Below are 20,817 nucleotides of genomic sequence, written 5' to 3'. Positions count from 1 at the left end.
GCTCCTCTCGGAAGAAGGGGTACCGCATGCGACATGGAACGCGCGCGAGTGTAGTGATGCCGGTCACGGCGGCTTTCGGCGCCCGGTCGTGACCGTCGCGGGCGGGGTGGTCGGGGCAGGATGCGGCCACGACGCGGCGCCTGGGATGATGGCCGCATGCAGGGCGCGCCGACATCGACCACCACCACCCGCGAGCAGTTCCGGTTGCTCGCCGCCGAGCACCGGGTGGTCCCGGTGACCCGAAAGGTGCTGGCCGACTCCGAGACCCCGCTCTCGGCCTATCGCAAGCTGGCCGACGACCGGCCGGGCACCTTTCTGTTCGAGTCCGCCGAGAACGGCCGCTCCTGGTCGCGCTGGTCGTTCATCGGCGCGGGCTCCCCGTCGGCGCTGACGGTCGTCGACGGCGAGGCCGCCTGGCTCGGCACCGTTCCCGCCGACGCGCCTTCCGGGGGCGACCCGCTGCGGGTGCTGCACGAAACTCTCGAACTGCTGCGCACCGAACGTCTGCCCGGGCTGCCCCCGCTCACCGGCGGCATGGTCGGCTACCTCGGCTACGACGCGGTCCGCCGCATCGAGCGCCTGCCCGAGCTGGCCGAGGACGACCTGAACCTGCCCGAGCTGGTGCTGATGCTGGCCACCGACCTGGCCGCGTTCGACCACCACGAGGGCGCGATCACGCTGATCGCCAACGCGGTGAACTGGAACAGCACCGACGAACACGTCGACGCCGCCTACGACGACGCCGTGGCCCGGCTCGACCGGATGACCGCGGCGCTGGCCACTCCGGCGTCGTCGACGGTGTCGGTCTTCGACCAGCCCGAACCCGACTACCTGCGCAGACGGACCACCGAGGAATTCTGCTCGGGCGTGCGCAGGCTCATCAAGGAGATCGAGGCGGGCGAGGCGTTCCAGGTGGTGCTCTCGCAGCGCTTCGAAATGGAGTACACCGGCTCCCCGCTCGCGGTCTACCGGATGCTGCGGGCCTCGAACCCGAGCCCGTACATGTACCTGATGCACATTCCCGACGGCGACGGCGGCACCGCGTTCTCCATCGTCGGCTCCAGCCCGGAATCGCTGGTGACCGTGAAAGACGGTGTCGCCACGACACATCCGATCGCGGGCACCCGCTGGCGCGGGGCGAGCGCCGAGGACGACGTTCTGCTGGAGAAGGACCTGCTCGCCGACGACAAGGAGAACGCCGAGCACCTCATGCTCGTCGATCTGGGCCGCAACGATCTGGGCCGGGTGTGCCGCCCCGGGACGGTACGCGTCACCCAGTACCGGCACGTGGAGCGCTACAGCCACGTGATGCACCTGGTGTCGACGGTGTCGGGTCAGCTGGCCGAGGGCCGGATCGCGCTCGACGCGGTCCGCGCGTGTTTCCCGGCGGGCACCCTCTCCGGTGCGCCGAAGGTCCGGGCGATGGAACTGATCGAGGAACTCGAACCGACCAGGCGCGGGATCTACGGCGGCGTGGTGGGCTATCTCGATTTCGCCGGAGACGCCGACACCGCCATCGCCATCCGCACCGCCCTGCTCAAGGACGGCACCGCCTATGTCCAGGCGGGTGCGGGTGTGGTCGCCGACTCCGACCCCGTCGCCGAGGACACCGAGGCACGCAACAAGGCGATGGCGGTCCTCAAGGCGATCGCGGCCGCCGGGACCCTACGCACGTATGAGGGCGGCGCCGAGTGAGTGCGCGGGACGCCGACCCGACGAACAGTAATGACCCGGCAGGCGACAGCGACTCGATGAGCGATAGCGGCACGGCGCGTGACGGCGGCTCGGTCGGCGGCGGTGGCTCGGTGGGCGGCGGTGGCTCGGTGGGCGGCAGTGGCTCGGCAGGCGGCAGTGGCTCGGTGGGCGATAGCGGCTCGGCAGGCGGCAGTGGCTCGGTGGGCGACAGCGGTGCAGCAGGCGACAACGGCGTGAAGGGCGACGGTTCGACAGTGGGCGCGCGAGTGGTCGCACCGGCTGCCAAACCGGTGGTTCCGGTCATCCTGCTGGCCGTGGCGGCGGCCGGTCTGTGGGCGTCCTCCCGGATGACCTGGGTGACGGTGCGGTCGGCCGACGGCCTCACCGAACCCCGCACCGACAACCTCGACGGCGGCACCTGGTTCGGGGCTCTCACCCCGCTGGCGCTGGTGCTGGTGGCCGCGATCGCCGCGGTCTTCGCGGTGAAGGGCGTGCTGCGTCAGTTGCTCGGCGTCGTGGTCGCGGTGGTCGCCGCGGTGGCGGCCGTTCCCGGTTTCGCGCTGACCATCGGAGCGGGCCGGACCGCCGAACGGGCGGGCACCCTCGCCGAACTGCCCGGCCGGGCGACGGTCACCGGCGCGGAAGCCCATGTCTTCCCGGCGGTGCTGTCGGTGCTGGCGGCGGCGTGCGCCCTGGCCGCGGGCGTGCTGCTGACCCGGCGGGCCGAGACCACAGCCCAACTGTCGGGCAAGTACGACAACCCCGTCTTCCGTCGGGCCGACGCCAGCGCTCAGGTGAACAACCAGGACGGCGCGGCACCACTGTCGGACCGCGTGCTGTGGGACGCCCTCGACGCGGGCACCGATCCCACCGACACAACGGACGACGACGACCGCCCGACCCGGCACGGGCCGTGACCGGGCACGTGACCCCCGGCACCCCCGCCGCAGAGACACGCGCGGCGGCCATTTATTCTTGTCAGGCATCGGTGAGACAGCGCCCGGGGGGACTCTCGGGCGAGAAGTTCGTCTCCCCAGAAAGGATTCGAGCCAGATGACGGTACTCGACTCGATTCTCGACGGGGTTCGGGCGGATGTTGCCGCTCGCGAAGCCCTCCTCGATTTTCAGGCGATCAAAGCTGCCGCGGCCGCCGCGAAGGCGCCGCTGGACGCGCGCGCCGCGCTGCACGAGGACGGGATCGGTGTCATCGCCGAGGTGAAGCGAGCCAGCCCCTCCAAGGGCGCGCTGGCCGACATTCCCGACCCGGCCGTCCTGGCCAAGGCCTACGAAGACGGTGGCGCCCGCATCATCAGCGTGCTCACCGAGCAGCGCCGCTTCGGTGGTTCGCTCGACGATCTCGACGCCGTGCGCGCAGCCGTGAACATCCCGGTGCTGCGCAAGGACTTCGTCGTCGGTCCGTACCAGATCCACGAGGCCCGCGCCCACGGCGCCGACGTGATCCTGCTGATCGTGGCCGCGCTCGAACAGGACGTGCTGTCCTCGCTGATCGACCGCACCGAATCACTCGGCATGACCGCTCTCGTGGAGGTGCACACCGAAGAGGAAGCCGACCGTGCCCTGGAAGCGGGCGCGTCGGTGATCGGGGTGAACGCACGCAATCTCAAGACCCTCGAGGTAGACCGCGACGTGTTCGCGCGGATCGCGCCCGGTCTGCCCTCGGAAGTCATCCGGGTGGCCGAGTCCGGCATCCGAGGCACCGCCGACCTGCTGGCCTACGCCGGGGCGGGCGCCGACGCGGTGCTCGTCGGCGAAGGCCTGGTGACCAGCGGAAACCCGCGCGCCGCCGTCTCCGACCTGGTGACCGCCGGGGCGCATCCCTCCTGCCCGAAGCCCGCGCGACGGAGCATCCGATGAGCGCGCTGCCCCAGGCCAGCGCGGGGGTGGCCCAGCACAGCGACTACGAACCCGACGCGGGCGGGCACTTCGGTGTCTACGGCGGACGGCATGTGCCCGAGGCGTTGATGGCCGTGATCGAGGAGGTCACCGCCGAATACGACAAGGTGCGCTCCGACCACACCTTCCTCGACGAACTCGACCGGCTGCAGCGCGACTACACCGGTCGCCCCTCGCCGGTGTTCGAATGCACCCGGCTGGCCGAACATGCCGGTGGCGCCCGGATCTTCCTCAAGCGTGAGGACCTGAACCACACCGGTTCGCACAAGATCAACAATGTGCTCGGTCAGGCGTTGCTCGCCAAGCGGATGGGCAAGACCCGCGTCATCGCCGAGACCGGTGCCGGTCAGCACGGTGTCGCCACCGCTACCGCCTGCGCGCTGCTCGGCCTGGACTGCGTGATCTACATGGGTGCGGTCGACACCGCCCGTCAGGCGCTCAACGTGGCCAGGATGCGGCTGCTCGGCGCCGAGGTGATCTCGGTGACCTCCGGTTCCCAGACGCTGAAGGACGCCATCAACGAGGCGCTGCGCGACTGGGTCACCCACGCCGACGACACCTACTACTGCTTCGGCACCGCCGCGGGCCCGCACCCGTTCCCGCTGATGGTGCGCGATTTCCAGCGCATCGTCGGCATGGAGGCGCGCGAGCAGATGCTCGAGCGTGCCGGTCGGCTGCCCGACGCCGTGGTGGCGTGTGTGGGCGGCGGTTCCAATGCCATCGGCATCTTCCACGCCTTCATCCCCGACGCGGGCGTGCGGCTGATCGGTTACGAAGCGGCTGGCGACGGCGTCGAAACCGGAAGGCACGCGGCTACTTTCACCGGCGGTACGCCCGGTGCGTTCCAGGGTGCCTACTCGTACCTGCTGCAGGACGAGGACGGCCAGACCATCGAATCGCATTCGATCTCGGCCGGTCTGGACTACCCGGGCGTCGGCCCCGAACACGCCCATCTCAAGGACATCGGCCGCGCCGAGTACGCACCCATCACCGATACCGAGGCGATGGACGCGCTGCTGCTGCTCTCGCGCACCGAGGGCATCATCCCGGCGATCGAGTCCGCCCATGCCGTGGCCGGAGCTCTGAAGCTCGGCACGGAACTCGGCGAGGGCGCCATCATCCTGGTCAACCTGTCCGGTCGTGGTGACAAGGACATGGACACCGCGGGCCGCTGGTTCGGCCTGTTCGATGAGGAGAACCAACAGTGAGTCAGCAGTCGCGTCTGGCCAACACTTTCGCGGCCGCGCGCAGCGAGGGCAGGGCGGCGCTCATCGGCTATCTGCCCGCGGGCTATCCCGATCTGGCCGGTTCCATCGACGTGGTCCGGGCGATGGTCGAATCCGGTTGCGACATCGTGGAAGTCGGCGTCGCCTACTCCGACCCGGTGATGGACGGCCCGGTCATCCAGCACGCCGCCGAGCAGGCGCTGCGCAGTGGTGTGCGCGTGCGTGACGTGTTCTCCGTCGTCGAGGCGATCACCGACGCTGGTGGTCAGGCCGTGGTGATGAGCTACTGGAACCCGGTCCTCAAGTACGGCGTCGACAACTTCGCCCGCGATCTGGCGGCTGCGGGCGGCGCGGGCATCATCACCCCGAACCTGATCCCCGACGAGGCCGACGACTGGTTCGTCGCCTCGTCCACCCACAACCTGGACCGCATCTTCCTCGTCGCCCCGTCCTCCACCGAGGAACGGCTCGTCAAGACCCTGGAAGCCTCACGCGGCTTCATCTACGCGGCCTCCACCATGGGCGTCACCGGCGCCCGCGACGCCGTCTCCTCGGCCGCCCCCGCCCTGTGCTCGCGCATCCGCGCCCACTCCGACATCCCGATCGGCGTCGGCCTCGGCGTCCGCTCGGGCGCCCAGGCCGCCGAGATCGCCGCCTACGCAGACGGCGTCATCGTCGGCTCGGCCCTGGTCTCGGCCGCCGCCGAGGGCCTGGACGCGGTCCGCGCGCTCACCTCGGAGCTGGCCGAAGGGGTGCGCGCCGCATCCGTGCGGACGTAGCCGCCGCCAGCTGGCTCAGGCCACATCGAACGCTTGTTCGCCGAACTCGCCAACCGCAACTCCGGCGCTCGGCGTGCCGCAGCGTCATTGAACTCCGTGCCCACATCCAGGCCTCGATTCAACGCATGGAACGCCGACCCGGAATCGTTCGCCTGGATCAAAATCGGCGACCGGATCCTCAAATCACTTGCCGGTCATTGACAACGTTTAGCGATTCGCGATGTCACGTCAATAAGGAAGTTCAATCCCCGCCTTCTTCATCATTGTCTCGTACGAAGATTGCACTGTCCCCAACCGTTCAGCTAGGTCGCCGAGAACGAATTTGGTTTCCTCGCTGTCTCCAGCATTCAGTAGTTCTCTAGCTTCGGCCAGAATGTCGATGAGAATGCTGAGCGTATCTCCCTGTATCAGGACGCCTGGGAACTTTCTCCCGAACCATCTGATCAGAGAGTAGTCGCCTTCAGTTTCAAGGAGTTCCGCTGAGTTGTCCATACTGTTTCCTTGCTGATCGAAAGGTAGGAATGGCTGGGGAGCTCTAGCTATCGGCGGACGACGTGCGGACTCACGCGCAGAGCATCAGCACTGCTAGATCTGGGTTGAATGAGGTGTTGGCGGCGGCGCAGGCCGTGTCAGCACCCACCGACGCCTGGGGGAAGATATGTTCGTTTCTGGGCCCGGTGTTCGTCGATTCAATCGAGACCGATGGTATCGCGGCTACCGAATCCTTCGCATCGGTCGGTGCGAATCTGAATTCCGTGGCTGACCAGTTCACCGATCAGGTCACGATTAACGCAGGAGATCTGAACGCGAAGGCGGCTGGATTGTCGGTGGACCGGTGGCGCGCCATTCGAAGACGAGTCAGTCACTGTCCGCAGAGGTCGATGCGGTTGGCTCGAAACGCAACTAGTGGGAATATGTTTCCCAACTAGCCCAGAGTGCGTGCTTTCACTTCGGCGACCAAACCGGACTACCTACCTGCTGTTTTCTACTTTGGCAGGGCTGTCGACGGTATCAGTCGTCTCCGGACGGTATGTGGTTTCTGGGCCGAGTCACCTCTGGGTCCGCGTTCGACGTCGAGGATTGAGATGGTGATCTGCACGCGATCCGACGCATGGTGAATCGTGTTGTCGTCATGTGGTCGACGACAGGCTATCGGGTCACAACGGCCACGAGGTCGGTCCCTCCACTAGCCTGGTGGCCGTGAACTCAGTCCTGGCCTATATCCCGAGTCCGCCGCAGGGTGTCTGGCAGCTCGGGCCCTTTCCGTTGCGGGCGTACGCGCTGTGCATCATTCTCGGCATCATCGTGGCCATCTGGTGGGGTGAACGCCGGTGGCAGCAGCGTGGTGGGCAGGCCGGGGCGGTGCTCGACGTGGCGATGTTCGCGGTGCCGTTCGGGCTGGTCGGCGGCCGGATCTATCACGTGGCCACCGACTGGCACAAATACTTCGGGCCGGACAAGAACCCCGTCGAGGCGCTCTATATCTGGCAGGGCGGGCTCGGTATCTGGGGCGCGGTGTTCTTCGGTGGCGTCGGCGCCTGGATCGCCTGCCGGATCTACAAGATCCCGCTGCCCGCGCTCGGTGACGCCATCGCCCCGGCGGTGCTGCTCGCCCAGGCGATCGGGCGGCTCGGCAACTACTTCAACCAGGAGCTCTACGGCCGCAGCACCGAGGTGCCGTGGGGTCTCGAGATCTACGCTCGCTACGACACCGAGACCGGCGCGCGCGACATGATGAACGGCGTGTCCACCGGGCAGGTGCTCGAGGTGGTCCACCCGACGTTCCTCTACGAGATGATCTGGAACATCGTGGTCGTGGTGCTGCTCGTGCAGATCGACAAGCGCTACCGGATCGGGCACGGTCGACTGTTCGCGCTCTACGTCGCCGGGTACAGCTTCGGCCGGTTCTTCGTCGAGCTCATGCGCAGCGACGAGGCGACCCACGTGCTCGGCATCCGCGTCAACTCGTTCACCTCCGCGCTCGTCTTCCTGGGCGCCATGGCGTACTTCGCGTTGGCGACCAAGGGTCGCGAGGATCCGGCGCTGTTGCAGCCGGGTGCGGCGCCGCGACCGTGGCCGTGGCAGCTGTCGAAGCTGCGCGCTCTCGGTGCGGCCGAGAAGACCGGCGACGACGGCAAGGTGGACCTCGGGAAGAAGTCGGAGCCCGCCGAGAAGTCGGCCGAGGTGAAGGACGAGTCGCCCGAGCCGTCGGAATCGGGTGCGAAGAAGGCCTGATCCGGCAGATTTCAGGCTGATCGACGGGTGTTCGTCAACACGACGGGCGCCCGTCGCGATATTCCGGTGAGTGTCGCGTCCCGTGACGAGTGGGCACCCGAGAAGACAGCGGCCGGTGGTACCGGCCACAATGACCGTGATCGTCGCGGGCGCACCGCCGTTCGGCCGATCACCACATGGCCGGGGGCCACGACGGGTACCCGCACGAATGATGGAGGACATGAGTGACCGACCCCTACAACCCCAATCCGCAATACGGCCCTGATCTGAGCAAGCAGCCCGACTCGGGCGCGCACCAGCAGTACGGTCAGCCCGCCTACGGCCAGCAGCCCTCGGACCCGTACGCCCAGCAGCCCGGTTACGGTCAGCCGCAGTACGGCGCGCCGCAGCCGCAGTACGGTCAGCCCGCCGACCCGTACGCCCAGCAGCAGCCGGGTTACGGTCAGCCGCAGCCGTACGGCATGCCGCAGGGGTACAACCCGGCCGACCCGGAGGCCCCCTACGGCCGGGACATGTACGGGGTTCCGTTCTCGGACAAGCAGAAGCTGATGGCCGGTCTGCTCGAGATCTTCCTCGGCAGTTTCGGTGTCGGCCGCTTCTATCTCGGCTACACCGGTCTCGGCATCGCCCAGATCGCCGTGGTCTGGCTGACCTGTGGTCTCGGCGCCATCTGGCCGCTGATCGACGGCATCATGATGCTCACCGGCAAGGTGCCCGACGCGCAGGGCCGCCCGCTGCGCGACTGATCCGGTCCGCGTCCGTGACGGGTGTCCTGCCTCGGCGGGGCACCCGTCACGTGTTTCCCGGCCCCCATTCCGATCATGATGAGCGATACTCTGTGTCGGTCGTGCGCGGCGCCGTAGCGTCGCTTGGCCTGCGCGTGCCCGGTGCGCGCAGCGGAGAAAGGGATGTCCGTGCGCAAAGTTATTGCCGCCGTCGTGCTCGCTGTCGTCGCGGCGACGGGTTTGTCGGCCTGCTCGTCCGCGTCCGACCCGAATGTGCTGAAGGTGGGCACCGAGGGCACCTACGCGCCGTTCAGTTACCAGGAGAACGGCGAGCTCACCGGTTACGACGTCGAGGTCGCCCGCGCGGTCGGCGAGAAGCTCGGCAAGCGGGTCGAATTCGTGCAGACACCGTGGGACTCGATCTTCGCCGGACTGGAATCCAAGCGCTTCGACCTGGTCGCCAACCAGGTGACGATCAACCCCGAGCGCACCGCGAAGTACTCGCTGTCGCAGCCGTACACCACCTCCGAGGGCGTGATCGTCACGCGCGCCGACAACACCGACATCACCGGCCTGGCCTCGCTCTCGGGCAAGACCACCGCGCAGTCGGCCACCAGCAACTGGAGCAAGGTCGCCAAGGACGCGGGTGCGAAGGTCGAGGCGGTCGAGGGCTTCGTGCAGGCGGTGCAGCTGCTGAAGGCGGGTCGCGTCGACGCCACCGTCAACGACACTCTCGCGGTGGGCGAGTACACCAAGAAGACCGCTGACACCGGTATCAAGGTCGCCGCCAAGACCGGCGAGGTCAGCAAGCAGGCCTTCGCGGCCCGCAAGGACGACGCCGCGCTGGTCGCCGACATCGACCGGGCACTGACCGAACTGGCCGCCGACGGCACCCTGGCCCGCCTGTCGGAGAAGTACTTCGGCACCGACGTCAGCAAGTAGCGGATGGATCAGGCGACCTGGGAGCTGATCCGGCGCAATCTGTGGCCGATGCTCGAGGCGACGGTCACGATGACGTTGCCGCTCACCGCGATCAGCTTCGTCATCGGCCTGGCCATCGCGGTGGGTGTCGCGCTGGCGCGGATGTCGGCGCGGCGGGTGCTGTCGTGGCCCGCCCGCTTCTACATCTCGATCATTCGCGGCACCCCGCTGCTGGTGCAGCTGTTCATCGTGTTCTACGCGCTGCCGCAGTTCGACGTCGTCATCGATCCGTTCCCGGCGGCGGTCATCGCGTTCAGCCTCAATGTGGGCGGTTACGCCGCCGAGGTGGTTCGCTCGTCGATCATGAGCGTGGCAGGCGGCCAGTGGGAGGCCGCGGAATCGCTGGGCATGACCTACCCGCAAACCCTGTGGTACATCGTGTTTCCGCAGGCTGCCCGGATCGCCGTGCCGCCGCTGTCCAACACACTGATCTCCCTGGTCAAGGACACCTCGCTGGCCTCGACCATCCTGGTCACCGAACTGCTGCGCACCGCCCAGCTCGCCGCCGCCCCCACGTTCGACTTCTTCGCCCTCTACGGCGTCGCCGCCCTCTATTACTGGGCCATCTGCCTGGTCCTCGGCTTCGCCCAAACCCGCTTGGAAACAAGACTTTCCAGACACGTCGCCGTCAGGTGACGACGGATTTCGTGAACACATGGGTAACTCATCGGGAACGCTAGGCCCCCTTTCCGTCGAAACCGCCGGTCCGGTCGACACCTGACCACAACCCTCCGCCCGGCAAAATTCGCGGGGAGGCGGACAAGCACTAGGCTGAGGGGCGTGATGCGACGGACGAAGATTGTGTGCACCCTCGGGCCGGCCACTGCCTCCCAGGACCGTATTCGTGAGCTCGTCGAAAGCGGCATGGATGTAGCCCGGCTGAACTTCAGCCACGGCGAGCACGCCGACCACGCCGACAACTACAAGATGGTCCGCGCGGCCTCCGACGAAACGGGTCGCGCGGTCGGCATCCTCGCCGACCTCCAGGGCCCCAAGATCCGCCTCGGCCGCTTCACCGAGGGCAAGACCCACTGGGCGACCGGTGAGCAGGTGCGGATCACCGTCGACGAGGTCGACGGCACCCACGACCGCGTCTCGACCACCTACAAGGAACTCGCCCAGGACGCCAGGGCCGGTGACCGCCTGCTCGTCGACGACGGCAAGGTGGGGCTCACCGTCGAGGCCGTCGAGGGCAACGACGTGGTGTGCCGGGTCACCGAGGGCGGCCCGGTCAGCAACAACAAGGGCCTGTCGCTGCCCGGCATGAACGTGTCGGTGCCCGCGCTGTCGGGCAAGGACATCGAGGACCTCGAGTTCGCCCTGAAGCTCGGCGTGGACTTCATCGCCCTGTCGTTCGTACGCTCGCCGTCCGACATCGAGCTCGTGCACGAGATCATGGACCGGGTCGGGCGCCGGGTGCCGGTGATCGCCAAGCTGGAGAAGCCGGAGGCGATCGAGAACCTCGAGGCCATCGTGCTCGCCTTCGACGCGGTGATGGTCGCGCGCGGTGACCTCGGTGTCGAGTTGCCGCTCGAGCAGGTGCCGCTGGTGCAGAAGCGGGCGATCCAGATGGCGCGCGAGAACGCCAAGCCCGTCATCGTGGCCACCCAGATGCTCGAGTCGATGATCGAGAACTCGCGCCCCACCCGCGCGGAGGCCTCCGATGTCGCGAACGCGGTGCTCGACGGTGCCGACGCGGTGATGCTGTCGGGGGAGACCTCGGTCGGTGCCTGGCCGATCGACGCGGTGCGCACCATGGCCCGCATCGTCACCGCCGTGGAATCCGAGACGTCGCGGGTGCCACCACTGACCCATGTGCCGCGCACCAAGCGTGGCGTGATCTCCTACGCCGCCCGCGACATCGGCGAGCGGCTCAATGCCCGCGCCCTGGTGGCGTTCACCCAGTCGGGTGACACCGTGCGCCGTCTGGCCCGCCTGCACACCCCGCTGCCGCTGCTGGCGTTCACCCCGCTGCCGGAGGTGCGCAGTCAGCTGACGCTCACGTGGGGTACCGAAACCTTCATCGTGCCCATGGTCGACAGCACAGATGCGATGATCCACCAGGTGGATCAGGCGTTGCTGTCGATGGATCGTTACCGCAAGGGCGATCTGGTCGTCATCGTGGCCGGGTCCCCGCCGGGTACCGTCGGTTCCACCAACCTGATCCATGTGCACCGCATCGGCGAAGAGGACCATTAGCAGTGAGTAGTTCGGTAGACGAGATGATCGACACCGGGCGGGACGAGCCGTCATCCGATCTGCGGGTGCTGCTCGACCTGCTCGATCTGGAAGAGCTCGGACCGGACGTCTACCTGGGCAATCACCCGGAGAAGGTGTGGAGTCGCACCTTCGGCGGTCAGCTCGTGTCCCAGGCGATCATCGCCGCCGGGCGCACCGCGGGTGAGCGTCCGCTGCACGCGATCAACGCGCATTTCGTGCGCGGCGGCGACGTGAAGAAGCCGATCGAGTACCACGTGCAGCGGCATCGCGACGGGCGCGCGCTGGCCAACCGGACGGTGACCGCCAGCCAGGACGGGCAGGAACTGTTCGTCATGCTCGCCGCGTTCCAGGACTGGGGCAAGGGGCTCGAGCACGCCCACGATGCCCCCGTGGTGCCCGATCCGGAGTCGTTACCCCGGGTCGAGGAACATTTCGCGGGGTTCGAGGACAAGCTCGAGATGTTCATCAACGCCCCGCACCCGATCGATATGCGCTACACCAACGATCCGGCGTGGATCCTGAAGGGCACGGGCGCCAAGCTGAACCACAACCGGGTGTGGATGCGCACCGACGGCGCGCTGCCCGACGATCCGCTGCTGCACGTCGCCGCGCTGGGCTATTCGTCGGACACCACGGTGCTCGATTCGATCATCACCACGCACGGTTTGTCGTGGGGACTGGACCGGATTCTGGCGGCGACGGTGAATCATTCGATCTGGTTCCATCGGCCGTTCCGGTTCGACGACTGGTCGCTGTACGCCACCGAGTCGCCGGTGGCGGCCGGGTCGCGCGGGCTGGCGACGGGCCGGTTCTACTCGCGCAGCGGCGAATTGCTCGCCACCACGGTGCAAGAGGGCGTCATCCGCCACTTCCCGGCCCGCTGAGGACGGTTCAGCGGCGCTCGACGTCGGGTTCGAACTCGGCGTCGCTGCGCTGATGGGCGCGCAGCGTGAACGGAACCGACCGGCCCGCGCCGTACACGGCCAGCGCCAGTCCGGATTCGAGGTCGGCGATGTCGTCGTCGCTGAGGTCGGTGGGTTCACCGACCAGGCTCAGCGCGATCTCGAAGGTCGCCTCGGACTGCGGCTGGTGGCCGGGATGATCTGCGCGCCATCGGTTTTCGAGGTCCCGGTGGACGGTGTCGGTGGCGTCGACCGGAAGGGTGAAGCGCCAGGCGAAGACGTCGCGGTCCTGGATGTGGTCGGCGAGGACGCCGCGGATATCGGCGACGATGCGGTCGAGGACGTCCGGCGTCACGTACACATGCAGAGAAACATCCGAAATGCGTTTCGGCATGTCCGAGTCCTGTCGTGTGTCGAACCAGCATGGGGAACAGCACGTCCGCGCCGAAGTGTAATCGCTGTCCGCCCTCGCGAACAGACCTTCATCTCCTGCGTTGCGCGGCGAGGAAGGCCGCCAGCGGTCGCGTCCCGCCCGGCTCGATCACCAGTCCCGGCCGCTCGTCCTCGCTGAGCTTGGTCTGCTCGTGCGGCGCGAGGGCGCTCAGCAGGGGGAAGAGCACCTCGGCGATGCGATCGCCGACCTCGACGAACGCCTCGGGCGACAATCCGATCGGGTCGGCGATGTTCTCCCGGCCGACGTAGGCGAGGTCGTTGCGGGCGCGGTGCAGCGCGGCAATGGATTTCGCGCCGGTGACCTTCGCGATCCGGTGCGCTTCGATGAGGGTGAATGTGCGTGGCGCGACACCGAAGGCCAGCTCGGCCACCTGGTCGCGCAATGCCTCGGTCATGGTGAGCACCAGATCGGCGCGATCGACCATTTCGGGCACGAGTTTGCGGGCCTTGAATCCGGTGGTGTCGCCACCGAGCCCGGCGATCGTCTCCGCGGCGAGCGGTTCGGCCGGGAAACCGACGAGCGCACGGGTGCCCGCGCTTTCGGCGGTGAGGCCTGGCAGTCCGTTGTGCGTCGCGAATGCCCGGGTGAGCCGTTCGGCGATCACCGAGCGGCAGACATTGGAGTTGCAGACGAACAGCACGTGCATACCGACACCGTAAACCCGGTCATTGTCGTGCAGTAGGCCAGAATTGTAACCATCACAGGCGTGCTGCTATTTATTCACCTTTCGGTTGAATTCCGTACATTCATCGCGATGCGAAATCCGTTGTGTGTGACCGTGATACCCGTGTCATCGAAGTGGTAAACCTTCGTTCCGGATGTGTCCATCATCACTTGTTCCGGAGTGTGGTAATTCGGTTCGGAAATGAATTCCGAACCGCGGGCGACTGTCGTCGACTCGCCCGGCGGGCCCGACGGCGGCCGTCGGCGAGGCCCGGTTCGCTTCCAGGCGTGTCGGGACGCTATAGTGACCGCGGTGCGCCGGGTTGGCGGAACTGGCAGACGCGACGGTCTCAAAAACCGTTGTCCGAAAGGACGTGTGGGTTCGAGTCCCACACTCGGCACCACGGCGGAAGCGCGGCATCGGCCGCGCTCCGCGGGGGAGTATCTGTCGCGGGGCACGCGATGACCTCGCACACGTGTCACCCGCGGTTCCGGCAGCTCCACGCATTCGGAAGTGGACGCGATAGGTACTCTCGACATCGGCAGTCGGAATCCAGAGGGGTCGAACCTATGAGCACGAATGCAGCAGGCGCGGGCGCCGCGGGTGACGTGGTGGCCAAGCGCGTTGTCGTGGCCGAGGACGAGGCCCTCATCCGCATGGACCTCGTGGAGATGCTCAAGGAAGAGGGCTACGACGTCGTCGGCGAGGCGGGCGACGGTCAGCAGGCCGTCGAACTGGCCGAGCAGCTGCGCCCCGATCTGGTCATCATGGACGTGAAGATGCCGCGCCGCGACGGCATCGATGCCGCCGCCGAGATCGCGACGAAACGTGTTGCGCCCGTGGTGATCCTGACCGCGTTCAGTCAGCGCGACCTCGTCGAGCGGGCGCGCGACGCCGGTGCGATGGCGTACCTGGTGAAGCCGTTCACCAAGTCCGACCTCGTGCCCGCGATCGAACTCGCCGCGAGCCGTTTCCACGAAATCTCCGCGCTGGAAACAGAAGTCGCGAATCTGTCCGATCGGCTCGAGACCCGCAAACTGGTCGAGCGGGCCAAGGGTGTGCTCATGCAGACGCAGGGTTTGACCGAACCCCAAGCGTTCAAATGGATTCAGCGCACCGCGATGGATCGGCGCACCACCATGAAGGCGGTCGCCGAAGTCGTCCTGGAGAACCTCACCCCGCAGTGACGCCGAACCGTAAAGCTCCGGTGCGCGCCCAGGAAACCGGAAAAACTTTACGTAAGCGAAACAATAACGTGAACTATGACCGGACACGAAGCGTCCGACATGATGCGAATGTGATGCGGATCTAACAAAGCGACGATATGTTCTCACCGGGTCGAACGTGGGTCGGCCCCCTCGGTGACCCCGGGGTGCACAGGACATAGAGGTGAGACGTGCTCAGTTCGACATGGCGCAGTCGTACGACGCGAGGGGTTCTGGTTATCGGAGCCGCCGCGTCGTTGGTGTTGTCCGGATGTAGTGACAAGTCGTCCGATGGCGGCGGTGGCGGCAACACCGATCTCTCCATCCAGCCCGTTGTGCAGCTCGACACCGAGGGCAAGGCCGTCGCCCAGACCGACGCGGGTGCGGCCGCCGACCCGGCCGGTGACGGCAAGGCCAAGTGCGCGCCGACAAGCATCGCGATGGCCGGACCGCTGACCGGTGGCAACGCCGCGCTCGGCATCAACATCACCATGGGCGTCAAACTCGCCCTGGACAAGCACAACAAGGCGAACCCGGATTGCCAGGTCTCGCTCAAGGAATTCGACACCGAGGGCAAGCCGCAGAACGCCAGCCAGAAGATCCCGACCATCGTCGCCGATCCCAGCATCGTCGGTCTGATCGGCCCGACCTTCTCGGGTGAGACCAAGGCGACCGGCCAGATCCTCAGCGAGGCGGGCATGCCGACGCTGACCGCCTCGGCCACCAATCCGACGCTGACCCAGAACGGCTGGAAGACCTTCTTCCGCGGCCTCGGCAACGACAACTCGCAGGGCCCGGCCGTGGCGAACTACCTCACCAAGGAGAAGGGCTTCAAGAAGATCTGCGTCGTGCAGGACAACACCGACTACGGTGCCGGTCTCGCGCAGGCCTTCCTCACCGCGGCGGGCGGCGCCGCCGATCCCTCCTGCGCGGCCAACGTCAAGGAAGGCGACAAGGACTTCTCGGCGACGGTCTCCAAGTTGTCGGCGGCCAAGCCCGACGCCATTTTCTACGCCGGGTACTACGCCGAGGCCGCACCGTTCGTGCAGCAGCTGCGTTCCGGTGGCGTGACCGCGACCTTCGTCTCCGCCGACGGCAGCAACGATCCCGAGTTCGTGCGCCAGGCCGGTTCGTCGTCCAAGGACGCGCTGCTGTCGTGCCCGTGCAGCCCGGCGCCGGAGAAGTTCGCCGCCGAGTACACCGCGTTCAACGGACAGGCCCCCGGCGTCTACTCCGTCGAAGGCTACGACCTGGCCACGATCCTGCTCAAGGGCATCGACTCCGGCAAGGTGACCCGTGCCGACCTGGTCGAGTACGTCCGTACCTACACCGGCACCGGTGTGGCCCGTGAGTACAAGTGGGGCGAGACCGGCGAATTGGCCAACATCCAGATCTGGATGTACGAGGTCAAGTAGTCCCATCTGAGCGTGTTGCGGTGCGCGTGGCAGCTGTTGCCGCGCGCACCGCTCGCCTGACGCGAGAGTAACCATGACATCAGCCGCATCGCTCGGTGTGACCCTGTTGGCCGAGGGGTCCATCGATTTCAATGTGTCCGGGGTGATCGACCAGTTCTGGAAACTGACGGTCGACGGTCTCACCTACGGCTCGATCTACGCGCTGGTCGCCGTCGGCTACACGCTGGTCTACGGCGTGCTGCGACTTATCAACTTCGCCCACTCCGAGATCTTCATGCTCGGTATGTTCGGTACGTACGTGGGGCTGGAGCTGCTCGGCTTCGCCCCGAGCGGCAATGTGTATTCCCAGGGTGTCGTCCTGACGATCACCTATCTCGGCCTGGCGATGCTGTTCGGCATGCTGGTCTCGGGCATCGCCGCCGTCGGTCTGGAACGCGTCGCCTACCGGCCCCTGCGCAGGCGAGGCGCCAAACCACTCGCCTTCCTGATCACCGCGATCGGTATGTCGTTCGTGATCCAGGAATTCGTGCACTACATCCTGCCCAAGATCAAGCCGGGTCTCGGCGGTTCCAACGCGCAGACCGGCATCCGTCTGGTCGAGCCGAAGGTGCAGTTCACCTTCCTCGGCGCCCAGGTGACCAACGTGGCGCTGGTGATCTTCGCGGCGGCGATCGTGCTCGCGGTCATCACCGAGGTCGTCATCAACCGGACCAAGTTCGGCCGTGGCATCCGCGCGGTTGCCCAGGACCCCGACACCGCGACCCTGATGGGTGTCTCGCGGGAACGGGTCATCATGCTGACCTTCCTCATCGGCGGTCTGCTGGCAGGCGCGGCCGCCATGTTGTACACGCTCTACATTCCCACCGGCATCATCTTCTCCGGCGGTTTCATTCTCGGTATCAAGGCTTTCAGCGCCGCGGTACTCGGTGGCATCGGCAACCTGCGCGGCGCACTGCTCGGCGGGTTGATCCTCGGCGTCGCCGAGCAGTACGGGCAGATCCTGTTCGGCACCGAATGGCGTGACGTGGTCGCGTTCGTGCTGCTGGTGACCGTGCTGATGTTCCGGCCCACCGGCATCCTCGGCGAGAGTCTGGGGAGGGCACGCGCATGACCGACACGACGAAAACCGCAGTGACGCAACAGGACAAGCGTGGCATCGGCGACGCGATCCGCGGCTGGTGGGACGGGCTCTCGCGGCCCGGCCAGTGGGCGGTCGGCATCCCGGTGATCGCCGTGCTCGCACTGCTTCCGCTGTTCCCGCCGCCGTTGCTCGACACGCCGGGCGCGAGTTTCGCGGGTGTGATGGCGCAGTTCGCCATGTACGCGCTGATCGCGATCGGCCTGAACGTGGTGGTCGGCCAGGCCGGTCTGCTCGACCTCGGCTACGTCGGCTTCTACGCCGTCGGTGCCTACACGGTCGGCCTGTTGACCAGCCCGAACAGTCCGTGGAACCAGACCGATGGTGGTTGGCTCGAACCCGGCTGGGCGTGGGTGGCCTGCCTGCCGATCGCGGTCGCGCTCACCGCGCTGGCCGGTCTGATCCTCGGCGCGCCGACGCTGCGGTTGCGCGGTGACTACCTGGCCATCGTGACGCTCGGCTTCGGTGAGATCGTGCGCCTGATGGCCGACAACCTCGGCGAACTCACCAACGGCAGCCTCGGGTTGTCCAAGATCTCCTATCCGGAGGTCGGCGAGTCCGAGACGAAACCGGGCGGATTCTTCTCCCCGGGCAACCTCGGCGACCCCGACAGCTGGAATCCGTTCACCAGGGCGAGCAACGGCGCCTGGTGGTTCTGGCTCGGCCTGGCGCTGGTCGTGGTCGTGCTGCTGGTGATCGGCAACCTCGAGCGCAGCCGGGTCGGTCGCTCCTGGGTCGCGATCCGCGAAGACGAGGACGCCGCCGAGATCATGGGCGTGCCGACGTTCAAGTTCAAGCTGTGGGCGTTCGTGATCGGTGCGTCGGTCGGCGGCCTGTCGGGCGCGATGTACGCCGGTCAGGTCACTTACGTCAACCCCAAGCAGTTCGACATCATCTTGTCGATGCTGTTCCTGTGCGCGGTGGTGCTCGGCGGATCGGGCAACAAGCTCGGCGTGATCGTCGGCGCGTTCCTCATCGCCTACCTGCCGGTTCGGCTGCAATCGGTGCAACTGGTGTCGAACGAATCGACCGGTTATCTGCTGCTCGCGGTCGATGTCGCCGTCCTGGTCGGGCTCTGGCTGCTGTGGCGGTTGCGTGGCAACACGCTGGGGGTGTGGGCCAGGCGCGCGGTGACAACCGGCGCGGTGGTCGCGGTGATCCTCGGACTGCTGTTGCTCGGCAGTGTGTTGCTGCACCGCCAGGGCGGCGCGCAGTCCCTCGGTGACCTGAAGTACCTCTACTTCGGCATCGCGCTGGTGGTGATGATGATTCTGCGACCGCAGGGCCTGTTCCCGGTGCGGCAGAAGCTGCTCACCTACGGCAGACAGGTGTACCAGGCCGTGCGCAAGCCGGCCGAACTGATCGGAGCGAGGCGATGACCGGGCCGGGCGCGGGCGACGCGCTGTACGACAACGAAGACATGGCCGCCGGGTACAAAGCGGCACCGGAGGTCGAGCCCGCGGGCGAGGTCGACGTGACCGCGGTGCTGCCCGAACTGGGCGATGCCGAGGCCGTGGCCGACGTGGTCGCACCGCACCGAGCGATCGAGACCGCCGTCGGCGAGCCGTTGTTGCGCACCGACGGGCTGACGGTGAAGTTCGGTGGTCTGACGGCGCTGGACGGGGTGAGTTTCGAGATCCGCCGCGGCGAGATCCTCGGGCTCATCGGCCCCAACGGCGCGGGCAAGACCACCTGCTTCAACGCCATCACCGGGGTGTACAAACCGGCGGCCGGCAGCGTGCACTTCGACGGCAAACCGCTGGCCAAGACCAAGCGCAACGAGATCACCCGGCTCGGGATCGCGCGCACGTTCCAGAACGTGCGGCTGTTCGGGGAGATGACGGCACTCGAGAACGTCGTCGTCGGCACCGACGCCCGTCACACCACCTCGGTGCCTGGCGCGATCTTCCGCACCGCCAAGCACCGGCGCGAGGAACGCGACGCCATCGAACGAGGTATGGCGCTGCTCGAGTTCGTCGGCATCGCCCCGCGCGCGGTGGAGAAGGCACGCAACCTGTCCTACGGCGACCAGCGCAGGCTCGAGATCGCGCGAGCGCTGGCCACCGAGCCCAAACTGCTGTGCCTGGACGAACCGGCCGCAGGGTTCAACCCCAGCGAGAAGTCGGCGCTGATGGATCTGATCCGCAAGATCCGCGACGACGGCTACACCGTGCTGCTCATCGAGCACGACATGCGCCTGGTGATGGGCGTGACCGACCGGATCGTGGTGCTCGAGTTCGGGCGCAAGATCGCCGACGGGCTGCCCGCTCAGGTGCGCGAGGATCCGGCGGTGATCGCGGCGTACCTCGGTGTGCCCGACGCGGACACGGTGGCCGAGGTGCGGGAGGAAGCCGACGCCGCCGCGGCGGAGGGTGCGACGCCGACCGCCGGGGCCACCGTGGGCGGTACCACGGTGCTCGAGAAGACCGAATCCGCCGAGCCCCCCGCGCAGGCACCGCTGCTCGAAGTGCGCGATATGGTGGTGCACTACGGCAGAATCGAAGCGCTGCACGGTATTTCGCTGTCGGTCGCGCCCGGCGAGCTGGTCACGTTGCTCGGCGCCAACGGTGCGGGCAAGACCACCACCATGCGGGCGTTGTCGGGTCTGCTGCCGCTCACGTCCGGGCGGATCCTGTTCGAGGGCAAGGACATCACGGCGATGAAGGCTCACGACCGGGTGGTCGAGGGTCTCATCCAGGCACCCGAAGGTCGTGGCGTATTCCCCGGGATGACGGTGCTCGAGAACCTCGACATGGGTTGCTACGGCAGGCCTTTCGACGACAAGGGTGAGTACCAGAAGACGCTCGAGTGGGTGTTCGAGCTGTTTCCTCGGTTGGCCGAGCGGCGTAAGCAGGTCGGTGGGACGCTGTCCGGTGGTGAACAGCAGATGCTGGCCATCGGGCGTGCGTTGATGGCTCGTCCGAAGCTGTTGTTGCTGGACGAGCCGTCGATGGGTCTTGCCCCGATGGTGATCCAGCAGATCTTCCGGATCATCAGTGAGATCAACCGGCAGGGGACGACGGTGTTGTTGGTGGAGCAGAACGCGCAGCAGGCACTGACGCGTAGTGATCGGGCCTACATTTTGGAGACCGGTGAGGTGACCAAGACCGGTGCCGGGGCTGATCTGCTCACTGATCCTGCGGTGATGTCCGCGTATTTGGGTGTGGACTGAGGTCGGGTAGGGGGTGAGAGGGCCGGGTGCGCTGGGGAGCGTGCCCGGCTCTTTTTGTTTTGCGCCCATGGAGGTATTGGGCTGTGTTTGTT

General features: G+C 67.0%; 19 protein-coding genes, 1 tRNA gene and 1 pseudogene. 18 read left to right on the top strand and 3 right to left on the bottom strand.

Features of this window, described 5'->3' with window-relative positions; all coding sequences use genetic code 11:
• The first annotated feature begins 156 nt into the window (after positions 1 to 156).
• The 5 genes from NC7_RS26560 (at position 157) to trpA (ending at position 5,614) form a co-directional block, all read left to right on the top strand.
• Positions 157 to 1,695: an anthranilate synthase component I gene (locus tag NC7_RS26560; RefSeq protein ID WP_067988165.1), complete on the top strand. Its 1,539-nt coding sequence runs from the start codon at positions 157 to 159 to the stop codon at positions 1,693 to 1,695.
• Positions 1,696 to 1,751: 56 nt separating this feature from the next.
• Complete coding sequence (locus NC7_RS26555) at positions 1,752 to 2,612, top strand: TIGR02234 family membrane protein (protein WP_307613958.1); 861 nt, start codon at positions 1,752 to 1,754, stop codon at positions 2,610 to 2,612.
• Between the two features lie 136 nt (positions 2,613 to 2,748).
• A complete protein-coding gene (gene trpC / locus NC7_RS26550; RefSeq protein WP_067988162.1) occupies positions 2,749 to 3,570 on the top strand; it encodes an indole-3-glycerol phosphate synthase TrpC in 822 nt (273 codons plus the stop codon).
• Positions 3,567 to 4,817, top strand: a complete 1,251-nt coding sequence (trpB, locus tag NC7_RS26545; protein ID WP_067988159.1) for a tryptophan synthase subunit beta — start codon at positions 3,567 to 3,569, stop codon at positions 4,815 to 4,817. Before trpC ends, trpB begins: the two co-directional genes overlap by 4 nt.
• Positions 4,814 to 5,614: a tryptophan synthase subunit alpha gene (trpA, locus tag NC7_RS26540; protein ID WP_067988154.1), complete on the top strand. Its 801-nt coding sequence runs from the start codon at positions 4,814 to 4,816 to the stop codon at positions 5,612 to 5,614. The genes trpB and trpA overlap by 4 nt, the downstream gene beginning before the upstream one ends.
• A 228-nt stretch (positions 5,615 to 5,842) precedes the next feature.
• Here trpA and NC7_RS26535 read toward each other — a convergent pair whose 3' ends face one another.
• The gene (locus tag NC7_RS26535; protein ID WP_067988151.1) at positions 5,843 to 6,106 is read right to left on the bottom strand and encodes a DUF6959 family protein; all 264 of its coding nucleotides are present in this window, start codon (positions 6,104 to 6,106) and stop codon (positions 5,843 to 5,845) included.
• Positions 6,107 to 6,805: 699 nt separating this feature from the next.
• Here NC7_RS26535 and lgt point away from each other — a divergent pair.
• The 6 genes from lgt to NC7_RS26505 all read left to right on the top strand — a co-directional run bounded on the left by lgt (position 6,806) and on the right by NC7_RS26505 (position 12,659).
• Positions 6,806 to 7,849 carry a prolipoprotein diacylglyceryl transferase gene (gene lgt / locus NC7_RS26530; protein WP_084458818.1) on the top strand — a complete coding sequence of 348 codons (1,044 nt, stop codon included), beginning with the start codon at positions 6,806 to 6,808 and terminating at the stop codon, positions 7,847 to 7,849.
• 224 nt (positions 7,850 to 8,073) lie between these two features.
• Complete coding sequence (locus NC7_RS30395) at positions 8,074 to 8,595, top strand: TM2 domain-containing protein (protein ID WP_067498102.1); 522 nt, start codon at positions 8,074 to 8,076, stop codon at positions 8,593 to 8,595.
• Positions 8,596 to 8,757: 162 nt separating this feature from the next.
• Positions 8,758 to 9,516, top strand: a complete 759-nt coding sequence (locus NC7_RS30335) for an amino acid ABC transporter substrate-binding protein (RefSeq protein ID WP_159372898.1) — start codon at positions 8,758 to 8,760, stop codon at positions 9,514 to 9,516.
• Positions 9,517 to 9,519: 3 nt separating this feature from the next.
• On the top strand, positions 9,520 to 10,191 hold the full coding sequence (locus tag NC7_RS30330) for an amino acid ABC transporter permease (RefSeq protein WP_067988148.1): 672 nt from the start codon (positions 9,520 to 9,522) through the stop codon (positions 10,189 to 10,191).
• Between the two features lie 144 nt (positions 10,192 to 10,335).
• On the top strand, positions 10,336 to 11,754 hold the full coding sequence (gene pyk / locus NC7_RS26510) for a pyruvate kinase (protein WP_157102185.1): 1,419 nt from the start codon (positions 10,336 to 10,338) through the stop codon (positions 11,752 to 11,754).
• A gap of 23 nt (positions 11,755 to 11,777) precedes the next feature.
• Positions 11,778 to 12,659 carry an acyl-CoA thioesterase gene (locus NC7_RS26505; protein ID WP_067988144.1) on the top strand — a complete coding sequence of 294 codons (882 nt, stop codon included), beginning with the start codon at positions 11,778 to 11,780 and terminating at the stop codon, positions 12,657 to 12,659.
• Between the two features lie 7 nt (positions 12,660 to 12,666).
• Here the strand turns inward: NC7_RS26505 and NC7_RS26500 are convergent, their stop codons facing one another.
• Together NC7_RS26500 and NC7_RS26495 are read right to left on the bottom strand one after the other, a co-directional pair.
• Complete coding sequence (locus tag NC7_RS26500; RefSeq protein WP_067988142.1) at positions 12,667 to 13,071, bottom strand: hypothetical protein; 405 nt, start codon at positions 13,069 to 13,071, stop codon at positions 12,667 to 12,669.
• 88 nt (positions 13,072 to 13,159) lie between these two features.
• Positions 13,160 to 13,777, bottom strand: coding sequence for an arsenate reductase/protein-tyrosine-phosphatase family protein (locus NC7_RS26495; RefSeq protein ID WP_067988140.1), 618 nt, complete (start codon positions 13,775 to 13,777; stop codon positions 13,160 to 13,162).
• 334 nt (positions 13,778 to 14,111) lie between these two features.
• Here NC7_RS26495 and NC7_RS26490 point away from each other — a divergent pair.
• The 7 genes and pseudogenes from NC7_RS26490 (at position 14,112) to NC7_RS30320 (ending at position 20,725) form a co-directional block, all read left to right on the top strand.
• Positions 14,112 to 14,198: transfer RNA gene (locus NC7_RS26490), tRNA-Leu, on the top strand.
• A 166-nt stretch (positions 14,199 to 14,364) separates the two neighbouring features.
• Positions 14,365 to 14,982, top strand: a complete 618-nt coding sequence (locus tag NC7_RS26485; RefSeq protein ID WP_067498083.1) for an ANTAR domain-containing response regulator — start codon at positions 14,365 to 14,367, stop codon at positions 14,980 to 14,982.
• Positions 14,983 to 15,257: 275 nt separating this feature from the next.
• Positions 15,258 to 16,415, top strand: coding sequence for a branched-chain amino acid ABC transporter substrate-binding protein (locus NC7_RS26480; protein WP_067988136.1), 1,158 nt, complete (start codon positions 15,258 to 15,260; stop codon positions 16,413 to 16,415).
• Positions 16,416 to 16,488: 73 nt separating this feature from the next.
• Complete coding sequence (locus NC7_RS26475) at positions 16,489 to 17,526, top strand: branched-chain amino acid ABC transporter permease (RefSeq protein WP_067988133.1); 1,038 nt, start codon at positions 16,489 to 16,491, stop codon at positions 17,524 to 17,526.
• Positions 17,523 to 18,932 carry a branched-chain amino acid ABC transporter permease gene (locus NC7_RS26470; RefSeq protein ID WP_067988129.1) on the top strand — a complete coding sequence of 470 codons (1,410 nt, stop codon included), beginning with the start codon at positions 17,523 to 17,525 and terminating at the stop codon, positions 18,930 to 18,932. Before NC7_RS26475 ends, NC7_RS26470 begins: the two co-directional genes overlap by 4 nt.
• Positions 18,929 to 19,873 (top strand): annotated as a pseudogene (locus NC7_RS30325) (ABC transporter ATP-binding protein); the annotation flags it as partial. The gene NC7_RS26470 and the pseudogene NC7_RS30325, both read left to right, overlap by 4 nt.
• Before the next feature lie 156 nt (positions 19,874 to 20,029).
• A complete protein-coding gene (locus NC7_RS30320) occupies positions 20,030 to 20,725 on the top strand; it encodes an ABC transporter ATP-binding protein (RefSeq protein WP_236573654.1) in 696 nt (231 codons plus the stop codon).
• Positions 20,726 to 20,817 lie beyond the last annotated feature (92 nt).

Origin of the sequence: Nocardia caishijiensis NBRC 108228 (genome assembly GCF_001612825.1) — a bacterium.
In the GTDB taxonomy this organism is placed as follows: Bacteria; Actinomycetota; Actinomycetes; order Mycobacteriales; family Mycobacteriaceae; genus Nocardia; species Nocardia caishijiensis.
The sequence above is the reverse complement of the archived record's forward strand: the minus strand, read 5'-3'. Positions and strand labels throughout refer to the sequence as shown.